At 62.9% G+C, this 19,892-nt stretch carries 24 protein-coding genes; 12 read left to right on the top strand and 12 right to left on the bottom strand.

The window, feature by feature from the left end:
- Nucleotides 1-447 precede the first annotated feature (447 nt).
- A complete protein-coding gene (locus AAFG16_RS15450) occupies nt 448-1,707 on the top strand; it encodes a serine hydrolase domain-containing protein (RefSeq protein WP_283085357.1) in 1,260 nt (419 codons plus the stop codon).
- 428 nt (nt 1,708-2,135) lie between these two features.
- On the opposite strand, the gene AAFG16_RS15445 is transcribed toward AAFG16_RS15450, so the two are convergent.
- The 9 genes from AAFG16_RS15445 to AAFG16_RS15405 all read right to left on the bottom strand — a co-directional run bounded on the left by AAFG16_RS15445 (nt 2,136) and on the right by AAFG16_RS15405 (nt 8,205).
- The gene (locus AAFG16_RS15445) at nt 2,136-2,861 is read right to left on the bottom strand and encodes a Crp/Fnr family transcriptional regulator (protein WP_342739677.1); all 726 of its coding nucleotides are present in this window, start codon (nt 2,859-2,861) and stop codon (nt 2,136-2,138) included.
- Nucleotides 2,862-3,139: 278 nt separating this feature from the next.
- Nucleotides 3,140-3,346 carry an ABC transporter substrate binding protein gene (locus tag AAFG16_RS15440; RefSeq protein ID WP_342739676.1) on the bottom strand — a complete coding sequence of 69 codons (207 nt, stop codon included), beginning with the start codon at nt 3,344-3,346 and terminating at the stop codon, nt 3,140-3,142.
- Between the two features lie 73 nt (nt 3,347-3,419).
- On the bottom strand, nt 3,420-3,638 hold the full coding sequence (locus AAFG16_RS15435; protein ID WP_283085360.1) for a hypothetical protein: 219 nt from the start codon (nt 3,636-3,638) through the stop codon (nt 3,420-3,422).
- 119 nt (nt 3,639-3,757) lie between these two features.
- Nucleotides 3,758-4,261, bottom strand: coding sequence for a hypothetical protein (locus tag AAFG16_RS15430; RefSeq protein ID WP_342739675.1), 504 nt, complete (start codon nt 4,259-4,261; stop codon nt 3,758-3,760).
- A gap of 103 nt (nt 4,262-4,364) precedes the next feature.
- Complete coding sequence (locus AAFG16_RS15425) at nt 4,365-4,658, bottom strand: hypothetical protein (RefSeq protein WP_342739674.1); 294 nt, start codon at nt 4,656-4,658, stop codon at nt 4,365-4,367.
- A gap of 506 nt (nt 4,659-5,164) precedes the next feature.
- Nucleotides 5,165-5,638 carry a MarR family transcriptional regulator gene (locus tag AAFG16_RS15420; protein ID WP_342739673.1) on the bottom strand — a complete coding sequence of 158 codons (474 nt, stop codon included), beginning with the start codon at nt 5,636-5,638 and terminating at the stop codon, nt 5,165-5,167.
- Between the two features lie 314 nt (nt 5,639-5,952).
- Nucleotides 5,953-6,522, bottom strand: coding sequence for a site-specific integrase (locus tag AAFG16_RS15415; RefSeq protein WP_342740909.1), 570 nt, complete (start codon nt 6,520-6,522; stop codon nt 5,953-5,955).
- A gap of 11 nt (nt 6,523-6,533) precedes the next feature.
- A complete protein-coding gene (locus AAFG16_RS15410; RefSeq protein WP_342739672.1) occupies nt 6,534-7,310 on the bottom strand; it encodes an Arm DNA-binding domain-containing protein in 777 nt (258 codons plus the stop codon).
- 322 nt (nt 7,311-7,632) lie between these two features.
- A complete protein-coding gene (locus AAFG16_RS15405; RefSeq protein WP_342739671.1) occupies nt 7,633-8,205 on the bottom strand; it encodes a DUF3280 domain-containing protein in 573 nt (190 codons plus the stop codon).
- A gap of 59 nt (nt 8,206-8,264) precedes the next feature.
- On the opposite strand from AAFG16_RS15405, the gene AAFG16_RS15400 reads away from it, so the two are divergent.
- The 6 genes from AAFG16_RS15400 (at nt 8,265) to AAFG16_RS15375 (ending at nt 13,298) form a co-directional block, all read left to right on the top strand.
- The gene (locus AAFG16_RS15400) at nt 8,265-9,446 is read left to right on the top strand and encodes an ABC transporter substrate-binding protein (protein ID WP_342739670.1); all 1,182 of its coding nucleotides are present in this window, start codon (nt 8,265-8,267) and stop codon (nt 9,444-9,446) included.
- A gap of 208 nt (nt 9,447-9,654) precedes the next feature.
- Complete coding sequence (locus tag AAFG16_RS15395) at nt 9,655-10,602, top strand: YVTN family beta-propeller repeat protein (protein ID WP_283085371.1); 948 nt, start codon at nt 9,655-9,657, stop codon at nt 10,600-10,602.
- Nucleotides 10,599-11,405 (top strand): ABC transporter ATP-binding protein, encoded by an 807-nt coding sequence (locus tag AAFG16_RS15390; RefSeq protein ID WP_342739669.1) that lies wholly within the window; start codon nt 10,599-10,601, stop codon nt 11,403-11,405. The genes AAFG16_RS15395 and AAFG16_RS15390 overlap by 4 nt, the downstream gene beginning before the upstream one ends.
- Nucleotides 11,402-12,250: an ABC transporter permease gene (locus AAFG16_RS15385; protein WP_342739668.1), complete on the top strand. Its 849-nt coding sequence runs from the start codon at nt 11,402-11,404 to the stop codon at nt 12,248-12,250. Before AAFG16_RS15390 ends, AAFG16_RS15385 begins: the two co-directional genes overlap by 4 nt.
- Entirely contained in the window at nt 12,247-12,861 is a 615-nt protein-coding gene (locus AAFG16_RS15380) for a hypothetical protein (RefSeq protein ID WP_283085368.1), read from the top strand. Before AAFG16_RS15385 ends, AAFG16_RS15380 begins: the two co-directional genes overlap by 4 nt.
- Before the next feature lie 137 nt (nt 12,862-12,998).
- The gene (locus AAFG16_RS15375; protein WP_283085367.1) at nt 12,999-13,298 is read left to right on the top strand and encodes a copper-binding protein; all 300 of its coding nucleotides are present in this window, start codon (nt 12,999-13,001) and stop codon (nt 13,296-13,298) included.
- Between the two features lie 128 nt (nt 13,299-13,426).
- On the opposite strand, the gene AAFG16_RS15370 is transcribed toward AAFG16_RS15375, so the two are convergent.
- Both AAFG16_RS15370 and AAFG16_RS15365 read right to left on the bottom strand, forming a co-directional pair.
- Nucleotides 13,427-13,984: a PQQ-dependent catabolism-associated CXXCW motif protein gene (locus AAFG16_RS15370; RefSeq protein ID WP_342739667.1), complete on the bottom strand. Its 558-nt coding sequence runs from the start codon at nt 13,982-13,984 to the stop codon at nt 13,427-13,429.
- Nucleotides 13,981-14,865, bottom strand: a complete 885-nt coding sequence (locus AAFG16_RS15365) for a substrate-binding domain-containing protein (protein ID WP_342739666.1) — start codon at nt 14,863-14,865, stop codon at nt 13,981-13,983. The genes AAFG16_RS15370 and AAFG16_RS15365 overlap by 4 nt, the downstream gene beginning before the upstream one ends.
- Before the next feature lie 127 nt (nt 14,866-14,992).
- On the opposite strand from AAFG16_RS15365, the gene AAFG16_RS15360 reads away from it, so the two are divergent.
- Both AAFG16_RS15360 and AAFG16_RS15355 read left to right on the top strand, forming a co-directional pair.
- Nucleotides 14,993-15,919: a quinoprotein relay system zinc metallohydrolase 2 gene (locus AAFG16_RS15360; protein WP_342739665.1), complete on the top strand. Its 927-nt coding sequence runs from the start codon at nt 14,993-14,995 to the stop codon at nt 15,917-15,919.
- Nucleotides 15,920-15,993: 74 nt separating this feature from the next.
- Nucleotides 15,994-16,812, top strand: coding sequence for a quinoprotein dehydrogenase-associated SoxYZ-like carrier (locus AAFG16_RS15355; protein ID WP_342739664.1), 819 nt, complete (start codon nt 15,994-15,996; stop codon nt 16,810-16,812).
- Nucleotides 16,813-16,999: 187 nt separating this feature from the next.
- Here the strand turns inward: AAFG16_RS15355 and AAFG16_RS15350 are convergent, their stop codons facing one another.
- Nucleotides 17,000-17,359, bottom strand: coding sequence for a hypothetical protein (locus AAFG16_RS15350; protein WP_283085330.1), 360 nt, complete (start codon nt 17,357-17,359; stop codon nt 17,000-17,002).
- 87 nt (nt 17,360-17,446) lie between these two features.
- On the opposite strand from AAFG16_RS15350, the gene AAFG16_RS15345 reads away from it, so the two are divergent.
- Genes AAFG16_RS15345 through AAFG16_RS15335 form a run of 3 tightly spaced genes read left to right on the top strand, consistent with a single transcriptional unit; the run spans nt 17,447 to nt 19,884 of the window.
- Nucleotides 17,447-18,427, top strand: a complete 981-nt coding sequence (locus AAFG16_RS15345) for an ABC transporter substrate-binding protein (RefSeq protein ID WP_342739663.1) — start codon at nt 17,447-17,449, stop codon at nt 18,425-18,427.
- A 1-nt stretch (nt 18,428) separates the two neighbouring features.
- Complete coding sequence (locus tag AAFG16_RS15340; protein WP_342739662.1) at nt 18,429-19,166, top strand: ABC transporter permease subunit; 738 nt, start codon at nt 18,429-18,431, stop codon at nt 19,164-19,166.
- Nucleotides 19,156-19,884, top strand: coding sequence for an ABC transporter ATP-binding protein (locus AAFG16_RS15335; RefSeq protein ID WP_342739661.1), 729 nt, complete (start codon nt 19,156-19,158; stop codon nt 19,882-19,884). Before AAFG16_RS15340 ends, AAFG16_RS15335 begins: the two co-directional genes overlap by 11 nt.
- Nucleotides 19,885-19,892: the final 8 nt, after the last annotated feature.

Here is a 19,892-nt window from a genome sequence, read left to right as displayed (position 1 = left end):
AAATTAGCAGATTTCCGCGGCTCCGGGTTGGTCAAGGTCGCTGACTAAGTTCAGGTTTCTCTGAAAGGCGTTCCTTCGAAAATCGTGGGTTCTACCTCGTGCGAATAGATGTTCGGTTGGGGCCAAAACCGGAAGTGGTCCGTCTTTCGATCATGCTGCGCAACGGCAATTATTTGGGAAGTCCGACCAGTTGCCACGTCTCGATCGACCTGTTGAGATTCTCTTGATCGCGATAATCCGGACGACAATGACGTCGGGTGCAGCGCATTCCATGAGGCGTCGAACGCGGTTTTCGTTGCTAACCTAGCCCAAATGGCAGAAGATTTGCACACAACCCCGCCATCCGGGAAGTACCAGCTGAAGCATAATTGACGGCGCGCTGCGCCAGGGGACCGGGCAATCCGGCTGCTCCGTCCTTGGTCGTTCTGCCGGGCGAGGGAGCGAACAATGACAGGGCTCACCAGACGTCAAGCAATCGGAACGATGGGAGCGGCGGCAGCATTCGCAGCAGGTCTTGGACGCCCGGTCTTCGGTGACACCGCAGCTGGATCGGCCGGCATTGATCAGGTGCTGACCGAGGCGGTCAAGTCCGGGAAAGCGCCTGGGGTTGTAGCGCTGGCGGCCAACGACAAAGCTACGATCTATTCGGGCGCGTTCGGCGTGCGTAACCTCGCGCAGCCGCAGGCAATGACGCTTGATTCAGTGTTCTGGATCGCCTCCATGACCAAAGCCGTGACGACGGCCGCGGCGATGCAGATGGTGGAGCAGGGAAAGCTGAAGCTCGATCAGCCCGCCAGCGAGATCCTGCCGGATTTGGCGTCGGCGCAGGTGCTGGAGGGGTTTGACGCGGTTGGCACTCCTCAGCTCCGCCCCGTCAAGCGGCCGATCACGCTGCGGCAACTGCTCACGCACACCGCAGGATACACCTACGACATCTGGAACGAGAATACCGGCCGCTACGAGAAACAGGCCAACCTGCCGAAACTCATCACCTGCAAGGACGATGCGCTCAAGACGCCCTTGGCTTTCGACCCCGGAGACCGCTGGGAATACGGCATCAATATCGATTTTGCGGGCAAGATGGTCGAAAAGGTGAGCGGCGAACGGCTGGAAAGTTATTTCCATGAGCACATTTTCGGGCCTCTCGGCATGGCCGATACAAGCTTCAGGCTCAGTCCGTCGCAACGCGAGCGGCTCGTGGGGATGCACTCGCGTGGCGACGACGGCGCGTTGAAGCCGATCGAATTTGAAATGCCGCAAGAGCCGGAATTTTTCATGGGCGGCGGCGGCCTCTACTCGACCGGGCCCGATTACCTGAAGTTCGTGCGCATGTTCCTTAACCGCGGCAGCCTCGACGGCAAGACCTTATTGCAGCCCGAGACCGTAGCGACCATGGAACAGAATCAGATCGGCAACACCAACGTCACCGCGCTGAAGAGCGTCATTCCCGGGAGCTCGCGCGATGCTGAATTCTTCCCCGGGATAGTCAAAAAATGGGGGCTCGGCTTCATGATCAACACCGAGACTGCGCCGACCGGGCGAAGCGCCGGCAGTCTCGCCTGGGCCGGGCTCGCCAATACCTATTTCTGGATCGACCCGAGCAAGAACATCACAGGCGTCATCCTCATGCAATTCCTGCCGTTTGCCGATCCGCAGGCGTTGCAGACGTTCGCCGAGTTCGAAAGCCGCCTCTACAAGGTCGCCTAAGTCTCGAGGGTGGTCGGCGCGCCAAGCCGACCGCCGTTGCTACAGGAGAACTCGACCCAGCCATCGATCACAGGCTCGGCTAGGTCGGTGGGACGAGGACAATTGCGAAATGTCCGTTCCGGGTCAAAGCGCGAAGAACTCAGATTGAACAAATTTGGCCCGCCCGGGCGCAATTAGCTTGGGCAGACGAGGCGCAACTTCGCAGATGGGGCCAGCAACGGACATTCACGTGCGCCAAGCCGGAGGACGCTTAGGGCCAGAATGCGACATTCCTGCCTCGTCAAAGAGGTCGGTAGCTGAGTCGGCCTTGCGCCGCGTCGCTTCTCAGCCCACCGGCACCCCTTGCCCGCCTTGGCCGGTAATAGAGTTGCTATCGCGTTGTGCAAAGTTGCCACGGCTGGGCCTAGTCGGTACGTGCCAGAGCCGGACTAAATTCTGCGTTTGCCATCATCAATGTGCAAATAATCAGCATTGAACTCTGCAAGGACTTCTAGTTCTCCACGATTCAGCAGCATTACCTCGCCCTTTTCCCACTCGATCAAGCCACGGGATCGAAGCTCTTGGATCATGCGGTTGACATGCACAACCGATAGGCCGCATGCGTCCGCCACGTTCTGCTGTGTGAATGGGAACTCATAACTGTTGTTGCGCATGAGCCCGACTACTTCTAGGCGGGCTGCAAGCTCACACAGAAGGTGCCCGATCCTCGGCAAGGCTGAACGCGCTCCAAGCGCTGCAACCCACTCCCGGAAGACAGCGCCATCCGTCAAAGTTTCGCGCCAAAAAACATGAGTAAGCGCCGCGGATGATGTCAGCAAGTTTTGCAGATCCGAGTGCGGAATAAAAGCCACTGTCGAGGGACCCACGCTGCAAAGATCATGATCCATGCGCGGGAGGTGCAAGGTGTGCAAATCGGGAATATCGCCTGGAACGTACAGTGCGAGAATTTGCGATCGGCTGCCAACTATCTTTTGGCGCGAGACATACCCGCTTACGACCGCGCCGCAGTTAGTGGCCGTATCTCCCTCGCGTAATATGTAATCGCCATCAGCGAACTGCTTTAACTTAACGGGTAGACCCAACAGTTGATCGCGCTCAACCGGGGACAAGCCACTAACAGCCTCCAAGCGGCCGATCAGCCTTTCGAGTGACATCTTGTAGTCCCACCTGAAGTTATTCAGGAAATTACCGTCTGCCACCACTGAAGCAAGGTAGCACAAGCAGCCGCGTGAGACAAAGTTCACCCAAAACTGGCCGAAACATTGGAAGAAACGCAGGCACCCTGGACTAAGTGGCCTTCCAACTCCAGAACGGGCGAAACGGGTCAAAAGCTGCCCTTGGCAGGCTGCTTCACCTTGGTCGGCTCATCTCCCGCAAGCAGACGTTTCGGCACTTCGAGCGCAGGTCGGCGACGGGCCATAACCGGACCTGTTCACTCGACTATCTTGTCGGCACTGGCCAAGAGTGCAGGAGGGACGGAAAGGCCCAGCTGCCGGGCCGTCTTCAAGTTGATGGACAGATCAAATTTGGTCACTTGGTAGAACGACGGAATATCGCCAGCCTTCGCTCCGCGCAAAATTGCGTCGATGTTGCTGGCAACGCGCTTATACAATTCGGCTAGATCAAAGGAGTAGGCCATTAAGCCCCCGGCCTCGACGAACGCGAAAATTAATCTCGGCCTGCGATTTCTCTTCGTCTGTACGTCCAACGGTTCAGGGCTGAAGCCTCGATAGAAGCCGTTGCCGATCGTGTTCGCGAAGGCGCTGATCCTTGCGCAGGGTTTCCAGCTCCTGTTCGGCGCGCTCAGTGCTTTGGCCGTCACGCTTCAGCTCAATGATCAGCCGTTCCTGTTCTGCGAGGCGGCGCTCTCCCTCGACTACGTCGCGTTCGACTTGTCTCAGCTCATCGAAGATCGAGCTGGTGTGGTCCATCGTCGGGCCCCTCCCTCAAGGGGAGCCGTTGTGCTCTGTCTGATCAATCGCGCCGACACTTCAAACGTTCCCGTCTACGCTGCCGCATGCACTGCGTGTTCCCGATTTCGTTCCTTATCCTAGGTGAAGGACGTTATGTGCACTTTGGTACATAGTGACAGCATGGAAGGTAGCCGCGCAGCTGTCAAAAATGCTCCGCGTTCGCGGCCGTGCTGCGCGATCTGCTCAGCCACGCCTCGTCTGCTGGAGGCGATGGTAGATCCCCGCACCGGTAAGACGGTCCGCGTTTTCCAGTGCCAGTGCGGCGAACTGATCTGGCAGGGTTTGAAAGAATGATGGCTGACGAAGCAAGCTAGGTCATCAGCAAGTCTTTGCTTTCCGCCAGCAAGCGAACATAAGTTCCGCTCTCGTGGATTTCGTCCCTTCTCGATGGCGTACTTGATGCCCGCACCGAACTCCGGGCCACTGGCCTTGAGCGTGAAGAGGAACGGCGCGTTAATCTTCTCGATGTGGATGCGGCCGTCTTCGACCGCCGGAATGCTGGCGGCGTCCCGGTCGGTGTCCTCCGCGTCCATCTCGGGCGAGGCGCGGCCAAGGCGCTGGCCGTAGTCGTCGAGGATCATGTAGTTATCCCGGTCGGACCCGGGGACAATCGAGGGCGCGGAACGCATCACTAAACCTCACGCTGGCGGGACCTCGGCACTCCAGCCTGCCGGCGGCTGGCCGTCAATCGACGGACTCGCAATCCGCGCAATGTCTTTCCCCCCTGGGTGATGACGCTCGACTGCCGAGCGCTTGAATGATCCGCGCGCGTGAATGCGTGCGGATGTCCGATGCCCCATTGAACTCGCGCCACGTACCCTCGACGTCGCAGGGCGGCGCGAACAGCGTGATCGCGTCTCTGTTGTTGAAGCGGATGATCGCGGTGATGCCGTCTTCGCGGCGACGATGCGCGGAAGGTGCGCGCATGACATGGCTGCCGGTGTCGCCAATGGCGGAATCGGCAACGGCCTGCAGCACAGCGAACAGTGTCCGCACTCGCGACGGGTCATCGGGCGCAACGCTTAGCTAGTCTTTTGTTGTCCGCGCGAGGTTTTCCCCGCTGCGGTTAGTATGACGCAATTCGACTCTTTCTAAACTCAGGATAAGTCGGCAACTGTGGCGAAAGATCGCCTTATGCTGTTATTGCTGCGTTTTGCTACTACAGAACGAAAACGCTAGCGCGGTTGTGTTTTCAGGCGAGTTGGATTGTCGCGAACGCGTAACGATTGACAGACATACGTCTGTATGGCGTATCGTCACAACCGCGTTCGAGTTTTCAACCGGTGAGACACATTCGCTTAGCTAGCCTCACGATGATCTCGTGAGTCGTCTCACCCATACTGGCCCGCTCTGTTTTTTGGCTTCGGCCATCAAGACGGAGCGGGCCTTTTTACAACCAACTCCATCGGAAGCGGTCCTTAAACATCATCGCGCGGGAATCTCAAACCGGAATGTGCTCCGCGCATGGTTGCAGTTTCTGCCCATCAGTCCGTCGTGTTCAGTCTGGACGCGAGTGCGTTCATTCTGGACACCAGCGCGTTTATTCTGGCCGCGAGGAAAGGACCGAGCACGCAGAAGGCGCGCAGAAGGATTTCCATAAAGCGGTTTAGCATCCGCGAGTCTGGCTCCTTCGCCGCGCGCCCTGGCTCGAGATAATATTTATTATCGATGCGTTGGATCAGGCCGTGATCTTCCAACCTGTCGAGCCGGCGTATGACGGATGGACGTGGCGCACCGATGCGATCCGCGATCTCGGTCTGGGTCATCGCGTTGCCTTCGGCATGGCCGAGGATCACCGCTGCGAGGGCCACCACGAGATTGGCGTCAACACCGCCATCCTCGCTCGGCACTTCGTGCAGGATGCCCTCGTATGCTGCGCGGCTCATATCGATGAGGATGCGCATCAGCGCGGCGCGTTCTGCGGGGATCGCGAGCGGCGGTGGCGCGGTCGTGTTCATGAGGCTGTCTCGTCTTCGTTTTTCAACTCGTTAGGTAGGGCCGCGCGGCGGCGTTCAAAACTGAAGGTTTGGTAACGGAGACATCGCGATCCGGCGCGCATAGGAAAGTCATAGGAATTGCAGCGGCGCAGGTTACGGATGTGACAGGTGTTCGTCGTCAGGTAGAGCGCGGCGCGGGTAGAGCGGCATCAGTGCGTGCATTTGTATCAGCGCGCCCATGCAATCGCGCAGCATGTGAGACAATTTGTCTCTGCGCCCCGAGCAAAAGAAAAGCCGCCCTCGGGCGGCTTGTCTGTCTCTCTTGCGAGTGATTGTCAGGCGGCGAACGGCAGCACGACCGCGCCGTCGCGCATCGCGTCGAGCTTGTCGGCCCAGAACTGCATCATGTCGGCGCGCTCGGTCAGACGGCCGCCGCGATCATAGATGGCCTGCGTCGAGGCGTCTTCGTGGTCGAGCTGGACCTCGACCAGCGCCTTCTGATCGGGCCAGCGCACAGTCTGGTGCCCGTTGATCACGATCCGCTCGGCGTTGAGCATGGTCGAGGCGGACGAGCGGAAGCCGTGGGCACAGTGGATGCCCTGATAGCCGAGCGAGACGAGCGCATCGTTGAGCCGACCCTCGGTCAGTCCGATCTCGACCTCGGGGTCGGCCTTGCTGAAGCCCGGGAACAAGTAGCAGCTATTGCCGGTCAGCTTCCGCAATTCCATCAGCAGCGCGATGGCCTGTCGCGACAGCGGGACGACGAGGTCGCGCTCGACCTCACGCTTTTCTTTCCGCTGGCTCGCCATCTTCAGTTTCTTGAACGGGATCGTCCACGCCTTCGCCTCGAAATCGAATTCGTCCCATTCCGCCATCCGGACGTTGGCGGGGCGGACGAAGGTCAGCGCCAGCAGCTTCAGCGCGATCCGGTCGTGCAGATGACGCCGCGTCCCGCCGAGCTTGTAGGTCTCGATCTTGCGCAGCAGCTGGCCGAACGGCTTTGGCAGGATGATCGCCGGGCGGCTCGTGGTGACGTGATCGGCGAATCCCTTCGACGCGCTGAGCCGGTCGACGGCGCATAGTCCTCAGGGACCATGCCGCGCGGCATCCCGTAGTCCATGATGTCGCGCGCGGCCGGAAGCAGGCGGCGGCGGGTCTCATAGTGGTCTTCGAAGGCGACGAGGATCGGCGACATGTGCTTGCCCTTGACCTGATCGGTCGGGATGTCACCGAAGCCGGGGACCTTGATCCCGTCCAGCTCGACGCCGTCGCAGAGATAGTGGACCATCAGCTCCGCGCGCAGGCTGGTCTTTTTGCTCTTGCCCGCCAGCGTGGTCAGCCAGCCCTTGGCGACGTTGCGAAAGGGCGGATAGCCGTTCTCCTCGGATGCAGTCTCACCGAGCTGCCGGTGCTGCACTGGATCGATGCCTGACTTGACGAGGTCGCGCGCGTCGTCTCGCTTCTGCCTCGCCTCGGAAAGCTTGACCTCAGGATAGGTGCCGATGGTGAAGGTCTTGCGCCAGGGCTTGCCCGTCTTCGGGTTGGTGCCGAGCACGTAGTCCCAGCGGAAGATCTTCGAGCCGTTCGTACCGACGACAACGTACAGGCCGCCGCCAATGGTGACGCGATATTCCTTCGCCTCGGGTTTCTTGTTCTTCAGTTGCAGATCGGTCTCAATGGACCGGTGTGCCATGGTGAGTCTTTCCCTCGTACTGTAAATGCGTACTGTGAATCGGCTGGATGCGGGCCGACAGCCGCTGACAGACCCTGAAGGGAAAATAGGGAAAAGCTCTGCTTATTCAAGATGTTACAGACGTGGAAAGACGGCCGGCTACAGGCGCTGACAACAAAAAACACGCCTCTGTCTCCCCTTGTGGGAGAGGGTGGCTTCGCGAAGCGAAGCCGGGTGAGGGGTATCTCTCCGCGAGTCCCGTAGCCATTGAATTCGCGGAGACAGACCCCTCATCCGGCGCTTCGCGCCACCTTCTCCCACAAGGGGAGAGGGAAAAAGAGCCCTACTCCGGCTTCCCGTAATTCGGCGCCAGCAGGCGGTTGCGGATGAGATAGCTCATCGTGCGCGACCAGGATTCATCCGTGTTGCCGCGCATGTCGGCGCTGGCCGCCGTGATCATCTGGCCGGTCTTCACGTCGCGCAGATAGACATTCAGATTGATGATCAGGTTCGAAACCTTCTGCACCATGCCGGTGATCTCGAGCTCGGCGCCGAGCTGCCCGGCAAGCTTGAGGTCGCAGCCGCCGCACGCTTGCAGATTGGCGTGACGGGCAGCGTCCCTGACCGGCGCGATGTCAAGCACCTGGAACTTGCCTGACTCTGCCAGTTCCTTGCGCAGCTGCTCGCTGATGCGCAGCAGCCGTGCCTCTTCCGGCTTGGAGCCATAGAACTCGCCGGGCAGGCTGGTGTCGATCAGCTCGAAATCGAACACCGCGAGCTTCGGCGGATCGGCGAACGCGACCGAGCTGGTCAACAGCAAAGCCGCGAAACATATCAGCGCTCGCATGATCGTGATTCCGCCTCCACAGCTCGCGACGACGAAATGCGGGGTTGCATGCCCTGACAAATCGGTCATGCTTCAGCAGAGACAATTCTCCACCGGCGGTCAAGCCGGGGAGAACGTTTGGAGGAAACATGATCCGATGGTTGGTCGGCCTGATCGGCTTAGGTCTTGCCGCGACGAGTGCGCTCGCGGCCGACCCTGTCACGATCGGCGTCGGCTATCTCGGTGTCGCCGGTACCAGATCGACGCTGTCGCTGGTCGAGCAGCCCGCCGAGAATGACGGCGTCGCCGGCGCGCGCCTCGCCATCGAGGACAACAACACCACGGGAAAATTCACGGGCCAGCGCTTCACGCTGGAGGAGCGCCGCATCAAGGAGGGCGAGGATGCGGTGCAGGCTGCGACCGACCTTGCCGCGCGCAACGGCTTCATCATCGCCGATCTTCCGGCGGACGCGCTGCTGAAGGCCTCCGACGCCCTGCGTGATCGCGGCACGCTGCTGTTCAACGCCGGCGCGATCGACGAGCGGTTGCGCGAGGCCGATTGCCGCGCCAATGTCATCCACACCGCGCCGACGCGCGCGATGCTGGCGGATGCGCTGGGGCAATATCTGGTGTGGAAAAAGTGGTCGCGCTGGCTGCTGGTGGTCGGCTCGCATGACGAGGACAAGCTGTTCGCCGATGCACTGCGGCGCACTGCGGCGCGGTTCGGCGCCAAGATCGTGCAGGAGCGCATCTTCGAGGACAATGGCGGCGCGCGGCGCACCGACAGCGGCGTGACGTTGATCCAGCGGCAGATGCCGGTGTTCACGCAACAGGCGCCCGCCTATGACGTGCTGGTCGCTGCCGACGAGAGCGAGGTGTTCGGCGCGTACCTGCCCTATCGCACCTGGGACCCGCGCCCCGTCGCCGGCTCGGCCGGCCTCGTGCCGCGCAGTTGGGACGCTTCGCAGGACCAATGGGGCGCGATTCAGATGCAGAATCGGTTCGTGAAGCTGAACTCGCGGCGCATGACCCCGCTCGACATGCAGGCCTGGACCGCGGTGCGCATGATCGGTGAAGCCACCTCGCGCACCAACTCCGGCGACGTCAAGAAGGTCACCGATTTCATCAAGGGACCGGATTTCTCCGTCGCCGCCTTCAAGGGCACAAAGCTGACCTTGCGCGACTGGAACCTGCAACTGCGCCAGCCGATCCTGCTGGTGGACGGCCGCATGGTGGTGTCGGTGTCGCCGCAGGAAGGTTTCCTGCACCAGGTCTCCGAGCTCGACACGCTCGGCTACGATCGCCCGGAGAGCAAATGCAAGCTGAAGTGAGCATTCTGAAATGAGTTCGAGCTGCCACCGCGACGACACTGCGCCCCCTCCCCCGCTTGCGGGGGAGGGTTGGGGAGAGGGTGTCTCCACAAGCGATAACCCCCAAGAGCAGAGAGCCCTCTCCCGTATCGCATCTAGCGATGCGATACGACCTCCCCCGCAAGCGGGGGAGGTAAGGACCGCCCGCGGACAGACGTTACGTCTGCTGATGGCGACGGTGCTCGTAGCGCTCACCGCAGCGCCCGCGCATGCCTTCATCGCCTATGTCTCGAACGAGAAGAGCAACACGGTCTCGGTGATCGACACCGACGGCTGGACCGTGACCAAGACGATCAAGGTCGGCCAGCGCCCGCGCGGCATCGAGTTCACCCGCGACGGCAAGTTCGTGATGGTCGCGGTCGGCGACGACGACACCATCCAGGTCATCGACGCCAAGACGCAAGCCGTGGTGGACAGCCTGCCCTCCGGACCCGACCCCGAGCTGTTCGCCCAGGATGCGGCGGGAAAAATTCTCTATGTCGCCAACGAGAACGACAATACGGTGACCGTGATCGACCTCGAGAAGCGCGCGCGGCTCGGCGACATCCAGGTCGGCGTCGAGCCCGAGGGCATGACCATCAGCCCCGACGGCAAGACGTTGATCAACACGTCCGAGACGACCAACATGGCGCATTTTATAGACACAGCTTCTCGTCAGATCGTCGCCAACGTGCTGGTCGACGCACGGCCGCGCTTTGCCGAATTCAAGCACGACAGCTCGGAAGTTTGGGTGTCCTCGGAGATCGGCGGCACCGTGTCGGTGATCGATCCGAAAAAGCACGAGGTGATCGGCAAGGTCACGTTCGAGATTCCGGGGCTGAGGAAGGAGGCGATCCAGCCGGTCGGCATCGGCATGACCAAAGACGACAAGACCGCCTTCATCGCGCTCGGGCCCGCCAACCGCATTGCCGTCGTCGACGTCCCCTCGCGCAAGGTGACGAAATATCTGCTGGTCGGCCAACGCGTCTGGCACATGGCGTTCACGCCCGACGAAAAATACTTGCTCACCACCAACGGCGTCTCCAACGACGTCTCCGTCATCGACGTCGCCGCACAAAAAGTGATCAAGACCATTCAGGTGGGCGAGCTGCCCTGGGGCATCACGATCGCGCCATGACCAGCCCTGCCCCCATCGCCGATCCGCGCGGGACGCCGAAGCCAGATCCGGCCGCGGTGCCGGCGCTGGCGATCGACGGGGTCAGCCATGCTTACGGCCCGCGTCGCGCGCTGGTGAACGTGTCCTTCAATGTGCAGCCTGCGAGCTTTACCGCGTTGCTCGGCCTCAACGGCGCTGGCAAGAGCACGCTGTTCTCGCTCATCACGCGCCTGTTCGGCATCCAGACCGGCCGCGTCTCCATCTTCGGCCATGACATCAGCAAGAGCCCGGGCGAGGCGCTGCGGCTGCTTGGCGTCGTGTTCCAGCCGCGCACGCTCGACCTCGACCTGTCGCTGACGCAGAACCTGCTCTATCACGCCGCACTCCACGGCATCAGCCGCCGCGAGGCCGCCGCGCGCAGCGCCGAGCTGCTCGGCCGGATCGGGCTTGCGGACCGTTCGGCAAGCAAGGTGCGCGATCTCTCGGGCGGACAGATGCGGCGGCTGGAGATCGCCCGCGCGCTGCTGCACCGGCCGCGCCTGCTTCTGCTGGACGAGCCGACCGTCGGCCTCGACGTCAAGGCGCGCGCCGACATCATCAGCCATGTCCGCCAGCTCGTGACCGAGCAAGGCATCGGCGTGCTCTGGGCGACGCACTTGTTCGACGAGATCATGCCCGGTGACGATCTCGTGGTTCTGCACCAGGGCAAGGTGCTGGCGCAGGGGCCGATGAGCCGCGTCGTCGCGGAGGCCGGCGCACAGGACGTCAACACCGCCTTCATGCGCCTGACTGGCGCGCAGACGATGCCGGGAGGCGGGGCATGAGCAGCATCACGACGCACGGCGCGCCGCGCGGTTTCTCGGCCGGCGAGTACATGACCTGCCTCACCGGCATCGTCTGGCGCGAGGGACTGCGCTTCCTGCATCAGCGCGAGCGCTTCGTCTCGGCGCTGGTGCGGCCGCTGGTGTGGCTGTTCATCTTCGCCGCGGGCTTCCGCCAGGTGCTCGGCATCTCCATCATCCCGCCCTACGAGACCTATATCCTCTACGAGGTCTATATCGCGCCGGGGCTGATGGCGATGATCCAGCTCTTCAACGGCATGCAGTCCTCGCTGTCGATGGTGTACGACCGCGAGATGGGCAACATGCGCACGCTGCTGGTGAGCCCCTTGCCGCGCGGCTTCCTGTTGTTCTGCAAGCTGCTCGCGGGCACCGCGGTGTCGCTGCTCCAGGTCTATGCGTTCCTGCTGATCGCCTGGTTCTGGGACATCACCCCGCCGCCGTCGGGCTATCTCACCGTGCTGCCGGCGCTGGTGCTGTCCGGATTGATGCTGGGCTCGCTCGGCATGCTGATCTCCTCCGGCATCAAGCAGCTGGAAAACTTCGCCGGAGTCATGAACTTCGTGATCTTCCCGATGTTCTTCGCCTCCTCCGCGCTCTACCCGCTCTGGCGGGTGCAGGAGGGCAGCCCCTATCTCTACTATCTCTGCCAGGTCAATCCGTTCACCCATGCGGTCGAGCTGATCCGCTTCGCGTTGTACGGTCAGATCAACTGGGTCTCGCTGGCGGTGGTCGCCGCCTGCACGATCGTCTTCATGATCGGCGCGATTTTGGCCTATGATCCCTCGCGTGGGCTGGCGCGGCGAGGCCCTGCGGGAGGCGAAGGATGAAGGTTCGGGTTCTGGCGACGGCTGTTCTGGCACTCGCGCTGTCGGGCACGGCCGCACGCGCGGCCGATCCGCGCTACCCGGACTGGCCCTGCACGCAGGCCAAGGTGCCGGAGATCTCGCTGGCCGCGGTATGGGCCGGTCCGCCGCTCGACGATGTCCAGAACAAGTGGAAGGACGACGCCAAGGTCAGTGCGCTGGTCGCAAAGTTGTCGGCGCGCAAGACGCCGCTGGACGAGGCCGAGAAGTCGGTGAAGGAGTTTCTTGCAGGCTCCGCTGCCGACAAGACCGCGAACGCAAAATTGCTGTTCGCCGGCCTGTTCGACACGCTCAACGCGCAGCGTTCCCAGGTCATGAGCGGGCTCGAACGCGTCAGCCGCAAGCAGCGCGACGCCGCCGACAAGATCCGCGACGAGACGCTTCAGCTTCAGGCTCTGCAAGGGGCGACGCCGCGTGACGACGCCAAGGTCGAGGCGCTCAGCAACGAGTTGATCTGGAAGACCCGCATTTTCGAGGACCGTCACAAGGTTGTGCGATTCGTCTGCGAGGTTCCCACCACGATCGACCAGCGCCTGTTCGCGCTGGGACGCGTGATCCAGCAGGAGATCGAATAGCGTCAGCCCCGCTGACGGCTCATGAAAAGTTCCCGCGATCGCCTCGGGATCGTTACGCTTTTGCCCCGCTATCTGCCGGAACCAAACCCATTTAAGATGTCTTGTCGAAGTGAACTCCAAGACGTCGGGAGGCCACGATGGGAACTGCAAAATTCATCTTCGCGGGCGCTGCGGCCCTCGGCATGCTCGCAACCAGCGCTCTTGCTGATGACATGACCGGAATGGTCACGCGGATCGATCGGCTCAACAACACGATCTCGATCCAGCAGATGCAGAAGGGCACCGTCGGCGGCAGCGCAGGCGGCGCCGGCGCGCTGCAGGAGTACAAGGCCAAGGACGCCGCGATGCTGGATGCAGTTCATGCGGGCGACAGGGTGAGCTACTCCGCGACCGACACCAACGGCACGGGGACGCTGACCAAGCTACAGAAGCAGTAGGGCTGTCTTCACCTCTCCCCCGCTTGTGACGCGGCGTCATGGCCGGGCTTGTCCCGCCATCCACGTCGAGCCGCGCGGAACGAAGAACGTGGATGCCCGGGACAAGCCCGGGCATGACGTCCTATCTTCTACTGCTCGGGCCGCGCTTCCGGCTGTGCCTCTTCCGTTGGAAGCTTCGCGCGCTCCCAACCGTCGGTGCCGTCGGGGTACCAGGCGACATTGGAATAGCCGTACGCCAGCGCGCGCTTGGCGGCGTTCCACGACATCCAGCAGTCGGCGAGGCAATAGATCACCAGCAGCGCGGCCTTGTCGTCACGCGATGCGCTCGCGAGGCCGCGCTTGAAATAATCGTTCATCGCCGGCGGCAGCGCGCCGTAGCCGGTGTCCGGCAGCCAGACACTGCCGGGAATGTTCTTCCGCGGGGCATCGCGCCACACCGTGCCTGCGGGCAAATTCTTCGGCTTCGGGGCGCGCGGCACCACGTCGATGAAGGCGCCGTTCTTCGCGCGCCAGATCGCTTCAGCCTCCCCTGTGGTCAGCACGCGCGCGCCCTCTAGCGTCGCCGGCACCGGCGCGCGGTAATTGTCGGTGCGATAACCCTCGGGCTCGAACGGCTCCTGCTGCTGCGCGCACACCGGCGCGACCAGCACGGCGGTGACCAGCGCAGCGGCAAGCTGCCGCCTCATGGCGTCTTCTTGGCCGTCTCCGCACCGAGCGGCTTGTCGCCCTCGTCGAGCAGCGGTACGCCGAAGGCGAGCAGGATCTTGTTGATCTCGCCCTGGTTCTCCTGGATCAGCTTGTTGAGCTGACGCTTCCAATTCTGGTCGACGGGACGCACGCCCATGCCGATGCGATAGACCAGTTTTGGTCCAGTCGTTTCCTTCACCAGCGGTGTGACATGGAACGAAGAGCCAGCCTTTTTCGCGTAATATCCGGCCATCGGTCCCCACAGCACCCCGGCGTCGATCTTGCCGGCGGCGAGGTCGTCGATCATCGCCTGCGCCGAATTGTCGAAGCGCGTGTCGATCATCAGCGGATAGGGCTTTGCATCGCCCATCAGCCCGGCCAGCGCCATGTTTGTCGCTGGCGGCGTGCCGGCGACGATACCCACATGCTTGCCCTTCAACTTCGGATCCTCGAGCGTGTCGACGTCCTCGAGGCCGCTGCCGGTCTTGGCAACCAGCGCGTAAGTCGTGCGGTAATAGGGATTGGTGCCCTGCACGAGGTCGTCGCCCTGTGGAAAGCCCATGATGACGTCGCAGCGATGCGCGCCCAGCGTCATGCGCACGAAGCCGGTGGCCTGCGGGAAGAAGACGTAATCGAGCTTCTTCTGCAGCTTGTCCGCAAAAAATTCGGCGAGCTTGTTCTCGAAACCCTCGCCCTTCTCGTTGGAGAACGGCAGATTGCGCGGGTCGGCACAGACGCGCAGCACCTTGGGATCAACCAGCTCGAACGAAAGATCGCCCGTCTCGTTCGTCTGCGCCATGGCGATGCCATTCATCACGCAAGATGCAGCCATCAACACCAGCGAATACAACCAGCGACGATGTCGTCCGGCCTCCGTCATCGTGCTTCCTCCTCGTTTTGTTTGAATGTTATTCATGCAACGCATGACGCGCCATGTTTGCCAAACTTTGGTTGGCTTGACTTTGTTGCAGTGCAATGCGGCAAACCCTTTGAACTGAGGCGGAAAAGTGTCTCGCATCGCTCTCGTGATCGCAGCCTTGTCCCTGCTGGGGATACCGACGGTAGCACGCTCCGGAGCGGCCGAATTGCCTGTAAGCGAAGTCGCACCGGGAATCTTCCTACACTCCGGGACCATCGCCCTGATGTCCCGCGAGAACGAGGGTGACATCGCCAATGTCGGCTTCATCGTCGGCGAGGATGCGGTGGCCGTGATCGACACCGGCGGCAGCCTGCGCGAGGGCGAGGCGCTGCTGGCGGCAGTGCGAGCCCGCACAGCCAAGCCGATCCGCTATGTCATCAACACCCACGGCCATCCCGACCATATCTTCGGCAACGCGGCCTTCGTTGCGGCCGGGACCAGCTTCGTCGGCCACAGCAAGCTGCCGCAGGCGCTGGCGAGCCGCGGGCCGTATTATCTCGACAATTTTAGACGGATCATGGGCAGCGAGCTGATCGACCCCGTGAAGATCGTCGCGCCGACGATGCTCGTATCAGACACGCTGACGCTCGATCTCGGCGCGCGCCGCCTGACGCTGCGAGCCTGGCCGGCCGGACACAGCGACAACGATCTGACCGTGTTCGACGAGACGAGCAAGACGCTGTTCGCGGGCGACCTCGTCTTCCTCCGCCATATTCCGGTGATGGACGGCAGCATCCGCGGCTGGCTCGTCATTCTCGGGAAACTCGAAGCAATTCCAGCGGTTCGCGTCGTCCCCGGTCACGGGCCTGTGAGCGACTGGCCTGCGGCATTGGCTGACGAACGGCGTTACCTCACGACATTGCTGGCGGATGTCCGGGCGTCGAACAAGAAGGGCGAGCCGATCCGGGCCGCCGCGGACAAGGCCGCCGCTGAGGAGCGGCCGAACTGGCAATTGTTCGAGGACTACAACGCCCGCAACGCAACCGCAGCATTTTCGGAAATTGAATGGGAGTAGCGGGCGCGCTACGCTGGTCCACACGGGATCAGCTAGGCTGACCCGGACAGTTTCGTCCGCACGGGACCACGACCATGACGGGATGCACACGCCGCCTGCCCCTGATCGCCGCACTGCTCGGCCTCGCCTTCGCCGGGCCCGCGCAGGCTGAGGAGGCCTACGATCCCTGGCCGGGCCTGGTGCAGGACATCTTCAACAGCCGTCCGATGAATGACGGCAACGACGTCATCGGCATCGAGATGCCCTATCGCGCCGAGGACGCGGCCATCGTGCCCGTGACCCTGCGCAGCAAGCTGTCGCCGGCTGACAGCCGCCGCATTCGCTCGATCACGCTGGTGATCGACCGCAACCCCGCACCGATGGCGGCGAAGTTCGAGATCGGCGCGGATGCCAACGTCACCGAAATCTCCACGCGCGTGCGCGTCAACAATTACACCGACGTGCATGCAGTGGCCGAGCTCAGCGACGGCCAGCTTTACGTCTCGAAGGTCTATGTGAAGGCGTCCGGCGGCTGCTCCGCGCCGGCCGGAAAGAACATCGAGGAAGCCAAGAACCGTCTCGGCCAGATGCGCTACCGGCAGTTCGCGCGCGAGGACGCGCCCGCTAGCCGAGTCCGCGAGGCGCAGATCATGATCGGCCATCCCAACAATTCCGGCCTGCAGATGGACCAGGTCACGCAGCTCTATATTCCCGCCTTCTTCATCAACCAGCTCAAGCTGACGCAGGACGACAGCCCCGTGCTGTCGATGGAAGGCGGCATCTCGATCTCGGAAGATCCCAACCTGCGCTTCATCTACGTCTCCAACGGCGCCAAGCGTTTGCGCGCCGAAGCAAAGGACACGGAAGGACACGTGTTCCGCAATGATTGGGATGTGGAGAAGCCGGGGACCTAAGTCGCTATCTTACCCTCTCCCCCTGTGGGAGCGGGTGGATCGCCGCGGAGCGGCGAGACGGGTGAGGGGTATCCCTCCGCGCACGCCGCTCTCACTAGAATTCGCGGATAGACCCCTCATCCGGCGCTTCGCGCCACCTTCTCCCACAAGGGGAGAAGGAACAGAGCACCGTCTGCGCGGCACTAATTCAAAAACACCTCACCTCTGCCTCGGCCTGTGCGCGGCGCAAATCATTCACGGCCGTGTTCGCCTGCTCCGAGGTGCGAAACTGGACGCCGAGATTGCCGCGGACCTGCGACATGCTGAGCGCGGTCTCGGCGGTGACGTAGCGCGCATAGGGCACGATCGAGGCGACCACGTCGATCGAGCAGGAACATTGCTCAATGGACTGCCGGCTCTCGCCATTGGCCTTCATGCAGCCATAGACATATTCCGCGCGCGCCGACGTCGGATAATCATTGGCCTCCTCGGCCTGGGCCACGCATGCGGTCGCCGCCAATACCGCCAATGCGGCGACAATCGGTCGTAGCTGCCCGGCCATTTTCATGCGCGTCCTCCCGCTGGTTGCGACCAAAGCTATGCTATGCGTATTGTCCTGAAAAGCACTCTGTCAGAGGAAACGGCTCACAAGGTGATGAGAGCATTTGGTCGAACATTGGCGCTTGCGGTTACGCTGGCGCTGACGCTGGTTGCGCCCGGCCGCGCCGCCGACACGATCCGCCTTGCGGTGCAGAAGACCGGAACATTCTCCTGGGAGCTGGCCGCGATCCGCGGCGCCGGGCTCGACAAGGAGGCCGACCTGTCGCTCGAGGTCACCGAGCTTGCGAGCCCCGAAGCCGGCAAGATCGCGCTGCGCGCCGGCAATGCCGACATCATCCTGTCGGACTGGCTGTGGGTGTCGCGCGAGCGTGCGCTCGGCGCCAAGCTGACCTTCTACCCCTATTCCAGCGCGCTGGGCGCGATAATGGTGCCGGCGGCATCGCCGCTCAAGACGCTGGCCGATTTGAAGGGCCGCAAGCTTGGCGTTGGCGGCGGTGCGATCGACAAGAGCTGGCTGCTGCTGCAGGCGCGGATGAAGCAGGATGGCATCGACCTCAAGTCGGCGGCGACCATCGTCTATGGCGCCCCACCGCTGATCGCCGCCAAGGCGCTCGACGGCGAGATGGATGCGAGCCTCAATTTCTGGAATTTCTGCGCCCAGCTCGAAGCCAAGGGTTTTCGCCGCCTTGCCGGGATCGAAGACATTTTGCCGAAGCTGGGTGCGGAGGGCGCGGTGTCTGCGGTCGGCTATGTCTTCGACGAGAATTGGGCGGCCAGTCATAAGGACGCCGTGGCGCGCTTCATCGCCATGACCCGCAAGGCCAAGCAGTTGCTGACCAGCTCCGACCAAGCCTGGGACAAGATCGCGCCGCTCACCGGCACCAGCGATGCCACCATGCTCAAGGCCTACCGCGAGCGCTATCGCGACGGCATTCCGCGCCGGAGCATCGACGACGAGGAAAAGGACGCACGCGTGCTCTACCGCGTGCTGGCCGAGATCGGCGGGCGGGACCTCGTCGGCCCCGCGGCGGAGCTCGATCCCGGTACCTTCTATCACGCGGTCCCCGGAGATTGAGGTGCTGCGTCTTCTCTCGTTCGCCCTGTTTCTCGCGATCTGGTGGACTGCCGCGCTGTTCGTCGGCGGTGCAAAGCTGCCCTCCCCGCCGGCCGTGCTCCAGGTGATGATCACGGAGGCCTCGAGCGGCGCGCTGTTCCTGCATCTCGGCGCGACGCTGGCGCGAGTCGCGCTCGCCTTCACGCTCGCAATGTCGGTTGGCAGCGCCATCGGTTATCTGATGGGACGGGTCAGGCTCGCCGACCGGCTCGGCGATCCCTGGCTGATCCTGCTGCTCAATCTGCCGGCGCTGGTCGTGATCGTACTGGCCTATATCTGGGCGGGCCTGACCGAGGCCGCCGCGATCGCGGCAATCGCCATCAACAAGCTGCCGACCGCGATCGTCACCCTGCGCGAGGGCACGCGCGCGCTCGACCGTTCGCTCGACGAGATGGCGAGCGTGTTCGCGATGCCGCGCTGGCGCGCTTTCCGCCATGTCGTGCTGCCGCAGCTTGCGCCCTATATCGCCGCCTCGGCCCGTTCCGGACTGTCGCTGGTGTGGAAGATCGTGCTGGTCGCTGAACTCCTGGGCCGGCCCAACGGCGTCGGCTTCGAGATCGGCGTCGCCTTCCAGCTGTTCGACACGCCACGGCTGCTGGCCTATTCGCTGACCTTCGCCGCGGTCGTGCTCGTGATCGAGACCTTGCTGGTGCAGCCGTTCGAAGCCCGCGCAACCCGGTGGCGCCCCCGTGCGGCTTGAGGTCGGCATCACAGGCAAGACCTTCAGGAGTGCCGCGGGCGGAACGCACGAGGTGCTGGCGCCGGTCAAGTTCGCGATTGAATCCGGCGAGGTCGGCGTGCTGATTGGACCGTCCGGTTGCGGCAAGAGCACGATGCTGCGCATCATCCTCGGGCTCGATCACGACTTTCAGGGGCGCATCGCGCGTCCGCCGGAGGCGCGGATCGGCATGGTGTTCCAGGAGCCGCGGCTGCTGCCGTGGCGCTCGGTCGAGCAGAATGTGCGGCTTGCGACGCCTGATGTCACCGACGCAAAACTGTCGGAGCTGTTCAGGATCCTCGAGCTGGAGGCGCATCGAAGCCACTTTCCCGGCGAATTGTCGCTGGGGCTCGCCCGCCGCGTCGCGCTGGCCCGCGCCTTTGCGGTCGAGCCCGACCTGCTCGTGCTCGACGAGCCCCTCGCCTCGCTCGATGATGCGCTCGCCGGCCGCTTGCGGGACGAGATCGCCACACTGGTCGCGAGCCGCCCGGTGATGACGCTGCTCGTCACCCATAGCCTCGACGATGCGATCCGCCTCGGCGACCGCCTGTTCTTCCTGTCGCCGCGGCCAGCGCGGATTCTGGCCGAAGTGCCGATCACGACCCCGCGCGCCGCGCGGGGCGAGGCCGAGATCGCCGCAATCAAGGCCAGCCTGGTGCGGTGGACGCAAAGCGAGCACGCCGGGCGGGATATCTCATAGGCACAAGC

Origin of the sequence: Bradyrhizobium sp. B117, from assembly GCF_038969555.1 — a bacterium.
GTDB lineage: Bacteria > Pseudomonadota > Alphaproteobacteria > Rhizobiales > Xanthobacteraceae > Bradyrhizobium.
This window is presented reverse-complemented; position numbering and strand designations above follow the sequence as displayed.